Source organism: Chryseobacterium barbadense (assembly GCF_042849955.1).
Lineage (GTDB): Bacteria > Bacteroidota > Bacteroidia > Flavobacteriales > Weeksellaceae > Chryseobacterium.
This window is the reverse complement of the sequence record NZ_BAAFHL010000012.1, coordinates 31,326-48,887: the sequence shown is the minus strand read 5'-3', so window position 1 is coordinate 48,887 and position 17,562 is coordinate 31,326. Positions and strand designations below refer to the sequence as shown.

Annotated in this window: 18 protein-coding genes; 10 read left to right on the top strand and 8 right to left on the bottom strand. The window is 36.3% G+C overall.

What is annotated here, in order from left to right:
* Nucleotides 1-2: 2 nt before the first annotated feature.
* The 4 genes from ACGHIN_RS07300 to ACGHIN_RS07285 form a co-directional block, all read right to left on the bottom strand.
* On the bottom strand, nt 3-719 hold the full coding sequence (locus tag ACGHIN_RS07300) for a C40 family peptidase (protein WP_390452168.1): 717 nt from the start codon (nt 717-719) through the stop codon (nt 3-5).
* An 84-nt stretch (nt 720-803) separates the two neighbouring features.
* On the bottom strand, nt 804-1,451 hold the full coding sequence (locus tag ACGHIN_RS07295; RefSeq protein WP_390452166.1) for an O-methyltransferase: 648 nt from the start codon (nt 1,449-1,451) through the stop codon (nt 804-806).
* A gap of 163 nt (nt 1,452-1,614) precedes the next feature.
* Nucleotides 1,615-1,767, bottom strand: coding sequence for a CCPGW family putative bacteriocin (locus ACGHIN_RS07290; protein WP_390452164.1), 153 nt, complete (start codon nt 1,765-1,767; stop codon nt 1,615-1,617).
* A gap of 455 nt (nt 1,768-2,222) precedes the next feature.
* Nucleotides 2,223-3,056, bottom strand: a complete 834-nt coding sequence (locus ACGHIN_RS07285; protein WP_123263469.1) for an OmpA family protein — start codon at nt 3,054-3,056, stop codon at nt 2,223-2,225.
* Nucleotides 3,057-3,143: 87 nt separating this feature from the next.
* Between ACGHIN_RS07285 and tilS the strand changes: the two genes are divergently transcribed.
* The 6 genes from tilS to ACGHIN_RS07255 all read left to right on the top strand — a co-directional run bounded on the left by tilS (nt 3,144) and on the right by ACGHIN_RS07255 (nt 10,655).
* The gene (gene tilS / locus ACGHIN_RS07280) at nt 3,144-4,469 is read left to right on the top strand and encodes a tRNA lysidine(34) synthetase TilS (protein WP_390452162.1); all 1,326 of its coding nucleotides are present in this window, start codon (nt 3,144-3,146) and stop codon (nt 4,467-4,469) included.
* A 1-nt stretch (nt 4,470) separates the two neighbouring features.
* The gene (locus tag ACGHIN_RS07275; RefSeq protein ID WP_390452213.1) at nt 4,471-6,537 is read left to right on the top strand and encodes a protein-disulfide reductase DsbD family protein; all 2,067 of its coding nucleotides are present in this window, start codon (nt 4,471-4,473) and stop codon (nt 6,535-6,537) included.
* 146 nt (nt 6,538-6,683) lie between these two features.
* On the top strand, nt 6,684-8,255 hold the full coding sequence (locus ACGHIN_RS07270; protein WP_390452160.1) for a T9SS type A sorting domain-containing protein: 1,572 nt from the start codon (nt 6,684-6,686) through the stop codon (nt 8,253-8,255).
* Between the two features lie 172 nt (nt 8,256-8,427).
* Nucleotides 8,428-8,952 (top strand): ExbD/TolR family protein, encoded by a 525-nt coding sequence (locus tag ACGHIN_RS07265; RefSeq protein WP_390452158.1) that lies wholly within the window; start codon nt 8,428-8,430, stop codon nt 8,950-8,952.
* A gap of 121 nt (nt 8,953-9,073) precedes the next feature.
* Entirely contained in the window at nt 9,074-9,856 is a 783-nt protein-coding gene (locus ACGHIN_RS07260; RefSeq protein ID WP_390452157.1) for an alpha/beta fold hydrolase, read from the top strand.
* Between the two features lies 1 nt (nt 9,857).
* A complete protein-coding gene (locus tag ACGHIN_RS07255) occupies nt 9,858-10,655 on the top strand; it encodes a patatin-like phospholipase family protein (protein WP_390452155.1) in 798 nt (265 codons plus the stop codon).
* Nucleotides 10,656-10,763: 108 nt separating this feature from the next.
* On the opposite strand, the gene ACGHIN_RS07250 is transcribed toward ACGHIN_RS07255, so the two are convergent.
* A complete protein-coding gene (locus ACGHIN_RS07250) occupies nt 10,764-11,768 on the bottom strand; it encodes a DHH family phosphoesterase (RefSeq protein WP_390452212.1) in 1,005 nt (334 codons plus the stop codon).
* 239 nt (nt 11,769-12,007) lie between these two features.
* Here ACGHIN_RS07250 and rpmH point away from each other — a divergent pair, with 239 nt between their 5' ends.
* A complete protein-coding gene (rpmH, locus tag ACGHIN_RS07245) occupies nt 12,008-12,166 on the top strand; it encodes a 50S ribosomal protein L34 (protein ID WP_076443849.1) in 159 nt (52 codons plus the stop codon).
* A gap of 148 nt (nt 12,167-12,314) precedes the next feature.
* On the top strand, nt 12,315-13,025 hold the full coding sequence (locus ACGHIN_RS07240) for a cell division ATP-binding protein FtsE (protein WP_390452152.1): 711 nt from the start codon (nt 12,315-12,317) through the stop codon (nt 13,023-13,025).
* On the opposite strand, the gene ACGHIN_RS07235 is transcribed toward ACGHIN_RS07240, so the two are convergent.
* The 3 genes from ACGHIN_RS07235 to ACGHIN_RS07225 are packed head-to-tail and all read right to left on the bottom strand — an operon-like array spanning nt 13,026 to nt 15,761.
* Nucleotides 13,026-13,721 carry a tRNA1(Val) (adenine(37)-N6)-methyltransferase gene (locus tag ACGHIN_RS07235; protein WP_390452150.1) on the bottom strand — a complete coding sequence of 232 codons (696 nt, stop codon included), beginning with the start codon at nt 13,719-13,721 and terminating at the stop codon, nt 13,026-13,028.
* A complete protein-coding gene (locus ACGHIN_RS07230; protein ID WP_390452148.1) occupies nt 13,721-15,175 on the bottom strand; it encodes a sensor histidine kinase in 1,455 nt (484 codons plus the stop codon). The genes ACGHIN_RS07235 and ACGHIN_RS07230 overlap by 1 nt, the downstream gene beginning before the upstream one ends.
* Nucleotides 15,165-15,761, bottom strand: coding sequence for a riboflavin synthase (locus ACGHIN_RS07225; protein WP_390452147.1), 597 nt, complete (start codon nt 15,759-15,761; stop codon nt 15,165-15,167). The genes ACGHIN_RS07230 and ACGHIN_RS07225 overlap by 11 nt, the downstream gene beginning before the upstream one ends.
* A gap of 48 nt (nt 15,762-15,809) precedes the next feature.
* Here ACGHIN_RS07225 and pdxA point away from each other — a divergent pair, with 48 nt between their 5' ends.
* On the top strand, nt 15,810-16,901 hold the full coding sequence (gene pdxA / locus ACGHIN_RS07220) for a 4-hydroxythreonine-4-phosphate dehydrogenase PdxA (RefSeq protein WP_390452145.1): 1,092 nt from the start codon (nt 15,810-15,812) through the stop codon (nt 16,899-16,901).
* A gap of 94 nt (nt 16,902-16,995) precedes the next feature.
* A complete protein-coding gene (locus tag ACGHIN_RS07215; protein ID WP_390452143.1) occupies nt 16,996-17,526 on the top strand; it encodes a YceD family protein in 531 nt (176 codons plus the stop codon).
* The last annotated feature ends 36 nt before the right edge of the window (nt 17,527-17,562 follow it).

Sequence of the window (17,562 nt, the reverse complement as noted above, 5' to 3'; positions counted from 1 at the left end):
AATCAAAGAACGTTTTTAATCACTCTTAGCTTATGAGTGTGCTTATTCAGTTCTTTATTAAAGATCCCTGTGGAGTCCAATGTATCTATCCTTACTTTTCCTGATGCATGGATGATTTTCTGATTATCCAGCATAATTCCCACATGAATAATCCTGCCTTCAGCATTTTCAAAAAAGGCCAAATCCCCCGGTTGGCTTTCTTCCACAAAGCTCAATGCTTCTCCCACCTCAGCCTGCTGATAGGTATCTCTGGGAAGTTTAATATTGTGGATCTTATATACCAATTGTGTAAATCCGGAGCAGTCTACCGCAAAAAAACTTTTTCCACCCCACAAATACGGAACGTTGATGAATTCTTTCGCTGTTAGTGCAATACTTTCCCGAACATCATGACTTCGCCTTGACGCTACTACAGGAAACTCTACTTCAGAGCCCATGGAAAGCAGGATTTTCCCGTCATTCATAATTACAGAAGAAAAGTCTTCGGTAACAACCGTCACTTTTCTTTTAGACAGCTCTTCATCGGTTACCGGCTTTATTTGTTTGGTGTCCATCCAGCCTTCATAACCATCATAGTGCATCTTTATTTTAGTCCAGTTTTTATCTACTTCCAAAATATCCGCACTTTCTCCAAACAATATTTCCGTAACGATTTCCGCCTTGTCAGAATTTTCCGCACGAACCGGTGCTACCGTAACTATACAAATTCCTTTATTCATTAATTATCTATTAAAAGATTGAATGATTTAAAGATTAAAAAAATTAGAGACAGGTGAATCTTTATTTTAATCTTTGAATATTAATTACTTCCTCCTAAGGAAGTTCACTCCGTCACGCAAAGGTAAAATAAGATTTTCAAAATCATCATCCTTTGCGATCAAATCATTCAGTTCTTTGATGATTTGAGTTGATTTCTGCTTAGGATTTTCTTCCAGCACTTTTCCATACCAGAGAACGTTATCAAACATGACCACCGATCCGGATTTTGTTCTGGGCTTGATCAGCTTAAAATATTCCACATAATTTTCCTTATCTGCATCTATAAAAACAAGATCAAAAACCTCATCAGTTTCCCGCAGAAATTCTTTAGCATCCTGCAATTTGAAATTAATCTGAGCAGAATATTTACTCTCGCCAAAATACTTTTCAGGCAGATAAGCCAGATCTTCATTCACATCCAAGGTAGTTATTTTACCTCCTTCAGCAAGTCCTTCTGTCAGACAAAGAGTTGCATATCCGGTAAAAGTGCCTATTTCTAATACGTTTTGAGGCTTTACCATCTGAGAGATCATTGTTAAAAGTCTTCCCTGCTGATATCCTGAAATCATATGCGGCTGTGTAGTCTTCTGAAAGGTCTCCCTTCGCAGTTTCCGAAGAATTTCCGGCTCAGAAGAAGCATGAGTTTCCAGATATCTGTCCATTTCCGGATTTTTTTCTTCGAAAAAGCTCATAAAATTTTTATTTAAACAAACTTAAGAATTTTTAAAATTTATTTTAGCTTTTGTTACCCTAACATTACTTAGTCATATAAACATTTTATCAACAACAAAGGGAGAAATTAATCTCCCCTTTGTTAGACAGCTCTACACTTTTTACATGTAGAAAAATTATACATTATATTGCTATGCAATATTGTCTTGGTCCACCACACATCCAGCCAGGGCAGCAATCGCTGTCAGTATAGCAAATAATTATTGGATTGCAATCATCAGATGCTCCCTTTACGGTTTTCATTTCTTTTCTTGAAAGTTTTTTTAAATTTTTCATATCATTTTGATTTAGTTTTAATTCCTACTCTTTAGATTTTCGGACACCTCTATATTATTTCCTTTTAATGGGAATTAAATATACATATTATTTTACTAATCAAACAATTACTCAAATAACTTATTTACCACACTAACATTATCCTTTAAAAACTATTCAAAAAAACTACCGTAAAAACACGGATAGTTTTATAAGGATTTCTTAAATATCTTTGCTGCAAACAAACTAAGAACAGAAAATAATTATGGATGCTCAAAAAACTGTTAAAAAGAAAACTAAAAATCAAATAATCAGAAAAAATTATCCTTCGAATCTTACTTCGCCTGAAAACACAACAGAAATATCCAATTCATTTTTTCACAGAATTATTTCTTTACTCAAAAAAGAAGAATTAATTTAATTGAAAAAATAATCCCGGAAAATTCCGGGATTATTTTTTATTGTGAACAGATCATTTATTTCTTCGGAGCAATGTCCATAAGTTTCATGAATTCATCAAGCTTAGGCATAATGATAATTTCTGTTCTTCTGTTTTCAGCTCTTCCGGAAACACTCATATTGGTTGCTTTGGGATTGTACTCAGAACGCCCTCCAGCTGTAATTCTTGAAGGGTCTACTCCAAACTGTGTCTGTAAGATCTTAGCAATTGCTGTACCTCTTAAAGCTGAAAGATCCCAGTTATCTCTTGGCAGATTCGCAGAATTTAACGGTGCATTATCCGTATTTCCTTCAATTAATACCGAATATTTATCATAATCATTGATCACCTTAGCCACTTTGCCCAGAACTTCCTGTGCAGCAGGCAATACATTGTAATCTCCTGTTTTATATAGCATTTTATCTGAAAGAGAGATCATCACAACACCTTTAAGAACTTTTACCTGAACATCATCATCGGCTACATTATCCAAAGATCTTTTCAGTTTGTTGGATAAAGCCAGATTTAAGCTATCATTTTTAGCATTGCTTGAAATCAATTGTTTAATATAAGAATTAGAAGCATTGATTTCACCTACCAGCTTATCAATATTCGCTGAACTCTTGCCACTGTTGGCCAGACATGCATCCAAAGACGATTTTAATGCATCATGCTGACTTTTCAATAGATTGTTTTCACCCGACAATGCAGAGTTCTGAGCTTTTAAATCCTGAATTTCCCGTTGTCTTTCACCAATATTTTCAATACACTGCTTATAATTGGTATTTAAAGCATCATATTGCTTTTTACTGATACAAGATGTCATTCCCAACACCATTGCAGAAACTGCTAAAATTTTAAATATCTTCATAAGTAATCTGTTTTAGACGAATCAAAGTTAGGGAAATTCAATTGAATTATATGGATTATCTTTGCATAAAAGAAATTCTACATCTCCATGCTGGAAAGGAAAAGTTTCAAAAATGAGCTAAAGGGACTTATTAGTTCTCCTGAAAATCACGCCTATCTTTTGGCGGTGAGCGGGGGTGCCGATTCTATGGTTTTAGCTTCATTGTTTTTGGAAATTCGGGATTCGGGGGGCGAGTTTCAGGTGGCTCATGTTAACTATAAGCTTCGTGGAGAAGATGCTGACCTGGATCAAAAAACCGTTCAGGATTTCTGTGAAAAGCATCATATCCGATTCCATCTATACGAAGTCTCAGAGATAGATCAAAAGCCTGAAAATTCCATTCAACTTTGGGCGAGAGAAATCCGATATGCTTTTTTTAAACAAATCCAGCACAATGAAAAGCTTGAGTTTCTGGTTACCGCCCATCATCTGAACGACCAGCTTGAAACATTCATCATCAATCTCTCAAAAGCATCGGGAATTAAAGGGCTATCCGGAATACCTGCCAATGACAATAAGATTCTGCGTCCACTTTTAGCGTTTTCAAAGCAGGAAATTTATGAGTTTGCTCAAACAAATGCTATTGAATACCGTGAGGATGTTTCCAATAAAAAAAATGACTATTTAAGAAATAAAATCCGGAATGAAATTGTCCCGAAGCTTTTAGAAACTAATGATCATTTTCTGGAAAATTTCAAAAAAAGCATGTCTTATCTGAATCAAACGAAAGATTTCGTTCAACAGCAGGTCAGAAAGACGGAAAAAAAAATTTCGACATTTAACCATGACCATATTATCTTATCCAAAGAAAAACTTTCTCGGGAAAACAGTTTTGTACAATTCGAGATCTTAAAAAAATACGGTTTTGATCAGGAAGAAGAAATTCTTAAAATCTTCAGGGCTGAAAACGGAAGCTCTTTTTTTTCCAGAGATTTCGAATTGAAAACCGGAAGAGATGAACTGATTTTATTCGACAGAAATGTAAAAAATACTCCCAAGGAGGAAATAGTCCTTATTGGAAATTTTGATTTTTCGGAAAATCAGATCAATATCAATCTTAAGGATCTTATGGAAGATATTGAAGAAATCAATAAGGATTTTGAATGGGATTTTGATGCTGAGAAACTGCATTTCCCATTGCAATTAAGAAAACAACAGGAAGGGGATGTTTTTTATCCGTCCGGGTTTTCCGGCAAAAAGAAGGTCTCTAAATTTTTTAGGGACGAAAAATTATCTATTTTAGCAAAGCAAAAAATCTGGTTGCTGACGGACAGTAATAATGCGGTTCTTGGTGTTATTCCTTTCCGACAGGACAGAAGATACGCGAAGGATGAGAAAACGAAATATATTCTCAAAATTTTTAATGAAAAGTAAAATGAAATTCAGAAACTGGTTTTTATTAATCCTGTTATTCTTATTCTCAGGAATCAATGCACAAATAAAAAATCCTGTAAAATTTAAATTCACAATCAACGATTTAGGTAACAATCAGTATGAAGCTGTTTTGAATGCTACCATGGAAAGCGGATGGCATATTTATTCCAAAGATCTTCCGCCGGATACCGGAATCCCGACTGAATATAAAGTTTCAGGACAAAATATAGAGCTGGTCGGAAAGTTTACCGAAGTAGGGAAAAAGCATGAAGAATTTTCCGAAGCTTTTGGAGGTACAATTGTGTATTACTCTAATACGGCCGGTTTCAAACAAAAATTTAAACTAAAAGATCCTGCAAAACCGGCGGATATAACTTCAGAGATCACCTATCAGACTTGTGATGACAGGGTTTGTTTAGCTCCAAACACCTTAGAATTCAATCAAAAAGTAACTCCAAAAGGAGCTCCGGAAGAAACAGAAGAGACTCAAACAGAGACCACAAAAGATTCTGTAAAATCTGCGGAAGTAACAGTTGTAGCTCCTGCGAATGCCACGGTAACCGTTACTGAAAACTCGCAACTTGATCCAAAGCAATTAAAGATTGAAACCTTGGATTTCAAAAAGCCTTTAACCAACTGTGGAACAACTTCTGAAAAGGTGGATGAAAACTACTGGACGTACTTGTTCTTAGGATTTATCGGAGGTTTGATCGCTTTACTGACGCCTTGTGTTTTCCCTATGATCCCTTTAACAGTTTCGTTCTTTACCAAAGGAAATAAAAACAAGGCAAAAGGAAAAAGAGATGCCCTTATTTATGGTTTTTTCATCCTTTTAATTTTTGTTTTACTAAGTGTACCCTTCCATTTGATCGACGGAATTGCAGGAAATATTTTCAATGAAATTTCTACAAGCGTATGGCTGAATATCGTATTCTTTATCATATTTATTTTCTTTGCCGGAAGTTTTTTCGGATATTATGATATTACGCTGCCTAGCTCTATTGCCAATAAATCTTCTAAAGCAGAAGAAGCGGGCGGGTTGATCGGTATTTTCTTTATGGCATTGACTCTGGTAATTGTTTCCTTCTCTTGTACAGGTCCTATTTTGGGAAGCTTATTGGGAAGTGCTGTGACGGGTTCTGCAAACGTTCCGATGCTGCTTACTTTTGCGTTGGCCGGATTCGGATTGGCCTGGGCTATTGTTTTCGGACTATTAGCATTATTCCCGCAAGCTTTACAAAGTCTGCCTAAATCCGGAGGATGGATGAATACCGTAAAAGTAGTTCTTGGTTTTGTGGAACTGGCTTTAGCATTGAAATTCTTGTCCAAAGCAGATCTGGTTTCTAAAACATTCTTATTAAAAAGAGAATTGTTCATTGTCATCTGGATCATCATTGCAATTGGATTGGCTTTATATTTGTTCGGATTGATCAGGTTCCCACATGATGATAAAAAACCTAAAATTTCTATTACCAGAAAAATCTTAGGCGCTTTGGGAATTGGTTTTGTGATCTACCTGATCCAGGGTTTAATTCCTTCAGACCGTCCAAAGCTTCAGTTATTAAGTGGAATCTTGCCTCCCTTGAATGTGAGCTATTTCCATGATGAGAAAGATGGGATTTTAGGAATGCATCCTGAACATGATTTCTTTAAAGCCATTCAAATTGCCAAACAGGAGAACAAACCCATTCTAATAGATTTCACAGGATACGGCTGTGAAAACTGTAGGAAAATGGAGGAATTTGTATGGAGTGAGCCGGATATCCTTCCTATTCTTCAAAATGACGTGGTTTTGGCTTCTCTTTACGTTGATGATAAAGAAGAGCTTCCTGAAGATCAGCAAACCAAAATTGATCTTGGAGACGGACAGGTGAAGAAAGTAAAAACGATCGGTGACAGATGGAGCCTGTTCCAACAGGTGAATTTCAACAATAACTCCCAGCCTCATTATGTTCTCGTAACTCCTGATGGTAAAGTAATCAATACTCCGGTTTCAGGATATATGCCTAAAGAGGATTTTAAGAAATTCTTAGAATGTGGAGTTAATTATTTCAAAAACAATAAATAATTTCACCAAAATATATTTAAAAAACTCATACTGAAAAGTGTGAGTTTTTTGTTTTGTTTAATAGAATCCGTTCAAATTTTCAATTATTTATTAAGATATGAATAAATTTATTTAAATTTAGCTAACCAACATTAATTTAAATACTTATGAAATATTTAAAATCTATTCTTTTAATTTTATTGCTTTCATCAGTTGCAAAATCTCAGATTCCTACCATCCAATGGCAAAAATCTTTTGGGGGATCAAATAACGAAACTGCAAAATCTATTATACAAACTCCGGACGGAGGATACATCACTGCTGGATTTTCAAAATCTTCTGATGGAAATGCAACCATAAATCAGGGAGATAATGATTTCTGGGTAGTGAAAATGGATGCTTTAGGAACTTTTCAGTGGCAAAAGTCTCTTGGCGGATCTGGCGACGATCAGGCAAACTCCATCTGTACTACCTCAGACGGAGGATATGTTATCGCAGGATTCACCAACTCCTCTAATGGAGACATTACCCTGAACAAAGGATCTTCAGATTACTGGATTGTAAAACTAGATGCACTCGGAAATATAGTCTGGCAAAAAACATATGGTGGTCAAGCTCCAGACATTGCAACCTCTGTGAAGCAAACTACCGACGGAGGATATATCGTAACTGGATATTCGAGTTCAAGCAATGGAGACATTACCGGAAATCACAGTCAAAACACAACCGATTACTGGGTAGTAAAATTAGACTCTTCAGGAAATTTACAATGGCAAAAAGCTCTTGGTGGAACCAGTAATGAAAGGGCTTTTGAAATTCAGCAGACTAGTGACGGAGGGTATATTGTATCGGGAGATACCTATTCTTCAAACAGCGGAGACGTATCTAGTGCCGCTCTCGGATCAGGACGAGATTTTTGGATTGTAAAACTCGGAAATACGGGTAACATTACATGGGAAAAACGTTTCGGTGGTTCAGGAGAGGATAATGCTTATTCCATACATCAAACTTCGGACAGCGGTTACATTGTATCGGGTACTACTACTTCTATCAATGGAAATATAAGTTTTAATAACGGACAAGGAGATTTCTGGATTATTAAGCTGGATGCATTAGGTAATCTACAATGGGAAAAAGCCTTGGGAAGCGTCACTTATGATCAGGCTTATTCAGTAAAACAAACCCCGGACGGAAACTATATCGCTACAGGATACCTCTCTTCAAATACCGGAGTTGCCGAATCTGAGCCTTTAGCTTCTACACAATATTGGATAGTAAAATTAGACACTTTAGGAAACTTATTATGGCATAAATCATATGGTGGAAGTGGAAACGAGGCAGCTTATAGCATTATTTCTACCACAGATGGTGGATTAGCTGTAGCAGGATATTCAAACACAAATCCCAATAACGGGGATGTTACCGGAAACCATGGACAACTTGATTTTTGGATTCTAAAGTTAAGCGGATCTAAAGAATTAGGAACCATGGAGAATAATGCTCCTGAAAAACCAATATTGTATCCTAACCCGACAAAAGATTTTGTCCATATCAATCATCTTCCGAAAGAAAGCATAGTGACTATTTTTGATGGTGCAGGAAGAAAGGTTTTCAGCAAAAAATATTCTCAGACAAATATTTCCATTGAAACCTCAACATTTGCAAGCGGAGTGTATATCGTTCAAATTAACAGTGAAGAAAAAAGTATTCTTTCTGAAAAATTAATTATCAAAAAATAAATTTCCACATTCTTAAAATATTATAAAACCTTATGAATTTTTATTTTCATGAGGTTTTTATGTATTAAATAACCAATAAAACAAATTATTTGTTGTCATTTTTAAATTTTAGGCATCAACTTTGTATTGATTCCCATAATCACGTACCGTTTAACATTTAAAAATATAAATTATGGCTGAAGTTATTGCACAAGAGAAACAAGGCGGAAAACAAAGAAAAAAACTGATCCGTATCGACATGACTCCAATGGTGGACCTAGGTTTTTTATTAATTACCTTTTTTATGTTCACTACCAATTTTACGAAACCCAATGTAATGGATTTGGGACTGCCAGCAAAAGATCCAAACCCAAAACCAATCAATACACCGCCTATTGATGAAAGAAATCAAATCACCTTCATTCTTGGAAAAGACAACCGCATATTTTACCATCAAAACTCTGCAGAGAATTTAAACACTAGTAATTTAAAAGAAACAGACCTTAGCGGAATGAATGTACCCAAATTGATCGCAGAAGCTTATAATAAAGCTCCTAAAAAAGAAATTTTCACAGTGATCATTAAACCTACCGATGAATCCAGTTATAAAAACTTCGTAGATATGCTGGATAATATCTCTATCGCTAAAAAAGAACGCTACGGAGTCACCGATATAAAGCCGTGGGAACAGAAGATTTATAACGAACTGACAAAATAAAAGAAGGGAGCATTTTAACAAATGCTCTTTTTTATTTAAATTTGAGTGATCTGTTTTATTCTAACGTAATGGTTCAGGATTTGCAGATCATTATTCATATCCCTATTTTAATTTTGAGATCATGCTACACTTTGAAAGAAAAGGAAACGGAAAAGAAACACTGGTACTGCTTCACGGTTTTATGGAAAATATTTCCATCTGGGATGATATGGAGCCCCGTCTTTCCGAAAATTTCTCTCTTTTAAAAATTGATCTCCCCGGCCACGGACAATCCGATATTTTAGCAGAGGTCCATACCATGGAGCTTATGGCTGAGGAAGTAAAAAAAGTTTTAGATGATCAAAATCTCACCAAAATACATTTGTTGGGACATTCTATGGGTGGTTATACCTCCTTGGCTTTTGCTGAGAAATATCCTCAAACTCTTAAAAGTCTCACTTTATTTTTCTCCACCTATTTCCCCGATGATGAGGAGAAAAAGCTACAACGGATAAAAAGCTACAGGATCATCAGGGAAGCTTACTCCAATTATGCGAGGGCAGGAATTCCGAATTTATTCAATCCCAATGAAAGGGATGTTCTGGAAGGAAAAATAGAAACCGCTTTACAAATAGCACTTTCTACCAACAATTTAGGCGCTTTGGCCTGCGTGAAAGGAATGGTGGAAAGGACAGATAAAAAACATGTCCTGGAAAACCTCGAAGCCAAGATCTTAGTATTAGCAGGCAAGCATGACAATGCAGTTAAAACCGAAAATACCATAAAAAATCTTCCGGACAGAACCAACATCAAGTCCTATGTTCTGGACTGCGGGCACAACGGACACTGGGAAAAGCCCTGCATCTGCGCAGAGATCATTAACACCGAGCTCCTTCATAACCTGCCGAAAAAATTAGTTCTTTAATATGGGGCTATTTTCTTTCAAAAAAAAGAAACCTGTTATCGGACTGACACTTTCCGGTGGCGGCATGCGTGGAATTGCCCATATCGCTGTATTGAAAGCTTTGGAAGAATATAACCTGAAACCTCAAATCATCTCAGGAACGAGTGCGGGATCTATTATCGGGGCCTTTTATTCTTTAGGGAAAACTCCGGATGAAATGATAGAGATCGTGAAGCAAACCACTTTTTTTTCGCGTTCTTATTTAAGGCTTTCAAAAAATGGGATATTCAGCTCTAACTTTATTCTAAAATTATTCAAAGATCATTTTCCCGAAGACAATTTCAGCGTTTTAAAAATTCCCGTATATGTAGCGGCAACAGAATTAACGCACGGAATTGTTGATTTTTTCTCTGAAGGAGAGCTTTTCGGACCTCTTTTGGCTTCTTCAAGTGTACCATTCGTTCTTCCGCCGGTAAGAATCGGAGAAAAACTCTATGTTGACGGCGGTGTTCTGGACAATCTTCCTATTGAACCCATTATTGATAAATGCGATCTTTTAATAGCATCACATGTCAATTCCATCAGTTATGACGGACTTACAAATATGAGTTTAATGAAAGAATTTGACAGGATTCTACACCTTGCTATTGCCAAATCGGTATATTCCAAAGCCAAATTGTGTGATATTTTTCTCGACCCTCCGAAAATGACCAAATTCAGTCTGTTCAACAAAAAGAACCTTGATGAGATGTTCAGCCAGGTTTATGAATACACTTGCAAAGAACTGGAAGGGAAAGGTTATACAAAGACCATCGTTTGACACGAGGTTTGGGTTCCGGATTTCAAGGAATGCAAAAAAAATAAAGTTATAACTCTACCAATCTGTTTGTGATTTTACAATTTTACCGTTTCGCGATTTCGCCAATGATTAAATCTGAAACTCTTCCACCCTCTTCTTAAATGTTTCAATAGTATCAGCTAAAGATTCATAAGATTTACCTCCGGCTGCATTGATGTGGCCTCCACCGTTAAAATATTTTCTGGAAAACTGATTTACATCCACATCATCTTTACTTCTGAAAGAAATTTTAATAAAATCTTCATAAAGGTCCTCCATAAAGAAGGCAGACATTTTCACACCCATAATACTCAGCCCGTAATTCACAAAACCTTCTGTATCCCCTTTCTGGAAACCATATTGCTGCAGTTCTTTTCTCGTTAAGGACAACACGGCTACAGTTCCGTCATGAACCACTTCAATTCGTCCTAAAATCAAAGAAAGCAGGTGAAGACGGGAAACCGTATTCGTATCCCATGTATTAGAAGTAATCATGGAAGGATCAGCCCCTTTTTCAATTAAATTGGCAATAATCCTGTGGGTAGTGGCACTGGTGGAACGGAAACGGAACCCTCCCGTATCTGTCATAATTCCTGTATAAAGGCATTCAGCCATATCTTTGTTGACCAACTCTTCATCGCCTAACGCTTCAATAAAATGATAGATCATTTGTGAAGTCGCCGGAATAATAGTATCTGAATACACATAGTCGAACGGCTCAGGCTGCTGATGATGGTCGATAAGAATCTTCTTTCCTGTCGCTTTAATCAGCCAGTCCCCTACAATTCCGATTCTGGAAGGAGCATTGAAATCCAAACAAAAAATAACGTCTGCTTCACTGATAAGATCATAGGCAATTTTCCTTTTATATTCAGCAATGACAGCCCTTTTCGATTCAGGCATCCATTTCAGAAACTTCGGAAAATCATTAGGAACAATCACCTCTGCATGAACTCCTTTGGCTTTTAAATAATGTTTCAATCCAAAGCTGGAACCAATAGCATCTCCATCAGGATTATAATGGGTCAGAATAACGATTTTGCTTTCAGGAGAGAGAAGGGCATTAATTTCTAAAAGTTCCGCAGGTGTAAACATCATCTGTGTTTATTTTTTGTTTAAATTTGAGTCTCCAAAGATAAAGTTTTTAAACCAACATTACCATTTATTTTTGAATATAAAGAATACTGTTTACCATCGGCTCTTATCAGCGATCAGTTTAAAAAACATTTCGAATATTTTCAAAAAAAAGTAATTAAAGTTTGTAACTTTTAAAAAAATCTATATCTTTGCAACCTGAAAAATAAATAGATAATTACGATTTAAATATAATAGTAATGAGTAAAAGAACATTCCAGCCATCAGAAAGAAAGAGAAGAAACAAACACGGTTTCAGAGAAAGAATGTCTACGCCAAATGGAAGAAGAGTTTTGGCTGCGAGAAGAGCTAAAGGCAGAAAGAGATTAACTGTAAGTGCATCACGCGCTAAGAGATAATTTCTTGAATTATCATATACAAATCATGCTTGAAAAGAAGTTTTTCAGGCATTTTTTGTTGTTAAAATTTACTAAAATTTAGGTTCCTTACATTTCTTTTCTCTATTTTTAAATTTTGAATTAAAAATAGTACTTTTAAAACTGAATTATGCCACACACCCATATTTCCGGAGATAATATCATAAGTTTACAACACGCTAAAATCGCACAAAAAAACTTTACGGTTCTTTCTGACGTTAATCTTAACATCAAAAAAGGCAGATTCTGCTACCTTATCGGGAAAACGGGTTCCGGCAAAAGCTCACTTTTAAAAACACTATACGGGCATATTCCTTTAGCATCCGGGCACGGAAGCGTTGTAGGATTTGATCTTGCCAAGCTTAAAATGTCTGATGTACCTAATTTAAGAAGAAAGTTAGGAATTGTTTTCCAGGATTTTCAATTGCTTTCAGACAGAACGGTAGAGAAAAACTTAAGATTTGTTCTTGAAGCCACAGGGTGGAGCGACAAAGCAAAAATGGATGAGCGTATCAATGAGGTTCTTGAAAGTGTGAATATGAAAAGCAAGAAACATAAAATGCCTCATGAGCTTTCAGGGGGAGAGCAGCAGCGTGTTGCTATTGCAAGGGCTTTATTAAATCATCCTGATCTTATTTTGGCGGATGAGCCTACCGGAAACCTTGACCCAGAAACATCCAATGAAATTATGACATTACTGAAGCAGGTAGCCAAAGAAAATGGTGCTGCGGTAGTAATGGCTACTCACGACTATCATATGATTCAGAATTTCCCGGGAGAAGCAATCAGATGTGAGGACGGAAGAGTTTCCGTATTAGATACTACAGAATTGTTTGAATAATTATTTACCGAAAATATGAAACTCCTTCGTGAGTTCAAGATATGGGTCCGAGTATTGTCTCGGACTTTTTTCTATAATCAGTTCAGATTCCTGCAGTTCTTTTACAAGCAGCGAAAATTCAAGAACGAACCTTTTTGTTGCCGAACCCTCAATACCTTTAATATCTACTTTCCGATTCAGGAACAATTGATTTTCTTTAGCAATTCCAACAAACTCATTTCCAGTTTCAGCAGGAATAATGACTGACAAAATGCCTTTTTCGGAAAGCAGAGCTGAAGATTTGGAGATCAATTGTTTAAAGTTCAGCTCTACGGTTTGCCTGGCGATTTTATCTTTCCCCGAATCTGATTCTTCAAAATAAGGCGGGTTAGAAACGATCAGATCGAATTTTTCTTCTGTTTCAAAAGTTTTAAAATCCTGGAGGATATTTTTTAATCTCGATTTAAAAACAGAATTCTCGAAGTTAGTTTTTGTAAGCTGTACAGCGTCTTCATTAATATCAATTCCCAGAAATTCAGCATTTAAATTTCTTTGAGCCAGCATTAGTGAAATCAGACCGGTTCCGGTTCCGATTTCCAATACATTTGAAGCATACTCCACACCGGCAAGAGAGCCGAGAAGAACACCGTCTGTTCCCACACGGAAAACATCCTTAGACTGCTGAATTTCGAATTGTTTAAATTTAAAAGGCTTCACTATAAATTAGTAGGCAATGTAATGGTGAATGTGGACCCTTTTCCTACTTCCGACTTCACGGAAATTTCGCCTTTATAATCTTCCACCATTTTTCTAACCATGGATAAACCAAGTCCCATTCCGCTGTTTTTTGAAGTGAAATTAGGCTCAAAAATTCTCTCGTACATATTTTCAGGGATACCGATGCCATTATCCTGAACGGAAATCATCACCCGTCTCTGATGCTGCTCTACATCTACGTTGATGATGAGCTTTCTTTCATCACTCTGCGCCTGCTTTGCATTGGTCACAAGATTGGTAATGATCCTGGAAAGGTAAATCCTGTCCATATTGATCATGATATTATTTTTATTGGTATGAAGGAAAATACTTTCATCATTGAAAACACGCAGAATATCTTCCACTTCGGCATTTAAATTAATTACTTCATTATTTTTCTCAGGAAGTTTGGCAAATTCTGAAAAAGCAGAGGCCACCGTAGCAATAAGGTCGATCTGATCCACCATTGTTTTGCTCATCTGTTTCACTCTTTCTCTGATATTAGGATCTTCCGGATCAAATTTTCTTTCAAAATTCTGAATGGTCAGTTTCATGGGCGTAAGCGGATTCTTTACTTCATGAGCGACCTGTTTTGCCATTTCCCGCCATGCTTCTTCGGAAGCTTTGAAACGCAGCCTTTCTTTCTGATCCTGAATCTGGAGGATCATCCTGTTGTAAGCTCTTGCCAAAGCATTCAATTCATCATTTTTATAATATCGTATAGGACGGAGTTCATTTTCAAACAAGGTGATCCTTGTGATCATATCTGAAAATTTGGTAATGGTTTTTGCCAGATTGTTTGACGTAACCCAGCTTATCCAGATGCTGAAAAGGATAAGGAAGATATCTACCAGAAGGATATATTTAACATATTTATGAAGGACTTCAAAATAGGCAGACTCATCATGATACAACGGGATATAAACAATAGCAATAGGCTCTAAAGCATTATTTTTCAAAATCATATATGATGAAGTAAGGGTAGCATCTTTAGATTTATCATATCCTTTTATATCTACTCTTGCATCTGTAGACAGAATTTTATTAACAATATTGATGGGTATCTTTTTCTGATCTATTAAATTTTCCTCTTTATTAGAGAGCAGGTAATCTCCTTTAAGGTCATAGATGATAATATCATGCTGATTGATATCCGCAATTTCGTAAATCTTATTCCCTAATACCTCTGGAAGGTCCTTTGTTTCAAGAAGTGAACGGCTTACTGCATAATCCAGATATCTTATCACCGCGTTAGTTTTGACCTGCATATCTATCTCACTCTGCTCTAAAGAATTATTTCTTAAAACATAGTAAGGAACCAGCGAAGAAGCAGCCACGCTTAAGAGACATACAAGTAAGAAACCGAAAAACACCCGGTTTCGAAGACTATACCCTTTATACTTGTTAAATGACATTCTGTTTTTTAATTAACCTAGCAATATACTTACCAATAATGTCAAATTCCAGATTTACCTTATCTCTTGTTTTCAAATGCTGCATATTTGTAAATTCCCAGGTATACGGGATAATAGCAACAGAAAATCGTGATTCCTCACTATGCGCTACCGTCAGGCTGATTCCATTCACTGTGATTGAGCCTTGTGGAACGGTGACGAAATTTCCGTCAGTCTCATATTGAATGGTAATATAATAGCTTCCGTCTTTATTTTCAATTCCGACTACCTGCCCTGTTTGATCTACATGCCCCTGAACGATGTGACCATCCAGTCTTCCATCCATTTTCATACAACGTTCAAGATTCACCACAGTTCCCACTTCCCATTTTCCAAGATTGGTTTTTTCCAAGGTTTCATTGATAGCGGTCACTACATACTGGTCTCCTTTAATTTCAACAACCGTTAAGCAGCATCCGTTATGCGCCAGACTTTGATCAATTTTTAACTCATTGGTAAAAGGGCAAGTGAGCGTAAAATCGATATTACTTCCTTTTTCTTCTATCTTTTCAATAACACCAACTGCTTCAATAATTCCTGTGAACATATTATTTTTGCTAAATTTGTAAAATTCTAATCCTCAAAGATAATCAAAATGAGCCCAAAACACCATAAAGTACGAGTAGGAATTTCAATCGGTGATTTTAACGGAATCGGTCCGGAAATCATCATGAAATCTCTGAAAGACAAAACCATTACAGATTTTTTCACGCCGGTAATTTTTGGCTCAGGTAAACTATTTACCTTTCAGAAAAACATTTTCAAGCTGAATCTGAACTTCAATTATATTAATGAAGCTTCACAAGCTCAGGGAGGAAAAATGAATATGGTAAACCTTGTGAAAGATAATGTGAATGTAGAACTTGGGACTCCTACAGAAGAATCCACCAAAATGGCAATTGATTCCCTGGAAGCAGCCACCGAAGCTTTAATGAAAGGAGACATTGATGTTTTGGTAACTGCACCGATCAATAAAGATGAAATGATGAAAATGGGGTTCAAACACGCAGGCCACACAGGGTATTTCGAGGAGAAATTCAGTAAAAAAGGACTGATGTTTCTGGTTACTGAAGGATTAAAAGTAGCGGTTTCCACCCATCATATTCCTATTTCCCAAGTCGCAGAAAATATTTCTAAGGAAAAAATAAAGAAGCAGATCAGGATTTTAAATCAAACCCTGGTAGAAGACTTCTGCATTCAAAAGCCTAAAATTGCCGTTTTAGGATTGAATCCGCATTCGGGAGACGGAGGCGTTATCGGAAATGAGGAAATTGAGATCATCGGACCGGCTATCCAGGAACTTTCGGACAATGGAATCCTGGCTTTCGGACCTTTCCCTGCTGATAGTTTTTTCCAGCCGAACAAGTACAAAAATTTTGATGCCGTTTTAGCGATGTATCATGATCAGGGATTGGCTCCGTTCAAAACCCTTGCTTATGAAGAAGGCGTAAATTATACGGCAGGACTGCCATTCATCAGAACATCTCCTGATCATGGAGTTGCTTATGATATTGCCGGAAAAAATGTGGCTGATGAACAGAGTTTTACGGAAGCTATTTTCACTGCCATTAAAATTTTCAAAAACAGAAGCGAATATAATGATCTGATGAGCAATCGCCTTCAGCCGAGGAAAATGGCAGCAGATAATGGAATCGATGAAGATCTTCCTGAAGATATGGAAGGATAAAACTTCTGAAATGCTCTTATATAATTTTTATATAATTTGTTAGATATTTTATTTGTAATTATAAAAAAAATGCATATTTTTGCACACTCATTTTATGGACAAGTTAAGAAACTATGACATAAGCTTTTCCGGATTAAAAACCGGAAAGCACGAGTTCAAATTTGAGATAGATAAAACGTTCTTTCAATTATTTGACACTGATCAGGAATTTACAAATCCTAAAATTGCGGTAGATGTTTTACTGGATAAACACACTACTTTTTTAGAATTTGAAATTAAAACACATGGGACGGTAGAACTTATTTGTGACATCACTAATGAAGCATTCGATCATCCTATTGAAAACGAAATCAAGGTTTTAGTGAAGTTTGGAGAAGAGTATGACGACAGCGAAGAAGATGTAATTACTATTCCAACTACAGACCACGCGTTCAATGTAGCGCATCTGATTTACGAAAATGTGGTGCTTTCCATTCCCATGAAAAAGCTATCACCCAATGTAACGGAAGAAGATTTAAAAGTCCTTGATCAATTCAGTCCGAAAGATATGGCGGAAACTGAAGAGGAAGAGCATGAAAGCGATCCGAGATGGGACGCCCTAAAAAAGTTAAAAGATAAAAATTAAAATAATTAATATGATGAGATGATGAATCTCATCGCT

Coding starts and splice junctions, on each gene's coding strand:
- ACGHIN_RS07300 (WP_390452168.1), bottom strand. CDS start 719: ATGAATAAAGGAATTTGTATAGTTACGGTAGCACCGGTTCGTGCGGAA.
- ACGHIN_RS07295 (WP_390452166.1), bottom strand. CDS start 1,451: ATGAGCTTTTTCGAAGAAAAAAATCCGGAAATGGACAGATATCTGGAA.
- ACGHIN_RS07290 (WP_390452164.1), bottom strand. CDS start 1,767: ATGAAAAATTTAAAAAAACTTTCAAGAAAAGAAATGAAAACCGTAAAG.
- ACGHIN_RS07285 (WP_123263469.1), bottom strand. CDS start 3,056: ATGAAGATATTTAAAATTTTAGCAGTTTCTGCAATGGTGTTGGGAATG.
- tilS (WP_390452162.1), top strand. CDS start 3,144: ATGCTGGAAAGGAAAAGTTTCAAAAATGAGCTAAAGGGACTTATTAGT.
- ACGHIN_RS07275 (WP_390452213.1), top strand. CDS start 4,471: ATGAAATTCAGAAACTGGTTTTTATTAATCCTGTTATTCTTATTCTCA.
- ACGHIN_RS07270 (WP_390452160.1), top strand. CDS start 6,684: ATGAAATATTTAAAATCTATTCTTTTAATTTTATTGCTTTCATCAGTT.
- ACGHIN_RS07265 (WP_390452158.1), top strand. CDS start 8,428: ATGGCTGAAGTTATTGCACAAGAGAAACAAGGCGGAAAACAAAGAAAA.
- ACGHIN_RS07260 (WP_390452157.1), top strand. CDS start 9,074: ATGCTACACTTTGAAAGAAAAGGAAACGGAAAAGAAACACTGGTACTG.
- ACGHIN_RS07255 (WP_390452155.1), top strand. CDS start 9,858: ATGGGGCTATTTTCTTTCAAAAAAAAGAAACCTGTTATCGGACTGACA.
- ACGHIN_RS07250 (WP_390452212.1), bottom strand. CDS start 11,768: ATGTTTACACCTGCGGAACTTTTAGAAATTAATGCCCTTCTCTCTCCT.
- rpmH (WP_076443849.1), top strand. CDS start 12,008: ATGAGTAAAAGAACATTCCAGCCATCAGAAAGAAAGAGAAGAAACAAA.
- ACGHIN_RS07240 (WP_390452152.1), top strand. CDS start 12,315: ATGCCACACACCCATATTTCCGGAGATAATATCATAAGTTTACAACAC.
- ACGHIN_RS07230 (WP_390452148.1), bottom strand. CDS start 15,175: ATGTCATTTAACAAGTATAAAGGGTATAGTCTTCGAAACCGGGTGTTT.
- ACGHIN_RS07225 (WP_390452147.1), bottom strand. CDS start 15,761: ATGTTCACAGGAATTATTGAAGCAGTTGGTGTTATTGAAAAGATAGAA.
- pdxA (WP_390452145.1), top strand. CDS start 15,810: ATGAGCCCAAAACACCATAAAGTACGAGTAGGAATTTCAATCGGTGAT.
- ACGHIN_RS07215 (WP_390452143.1), top strand. CDS start 16,996: ATGGACAAGTTAAGAAACTATGACATAAGCTTTTCCGGATTAAAAACC.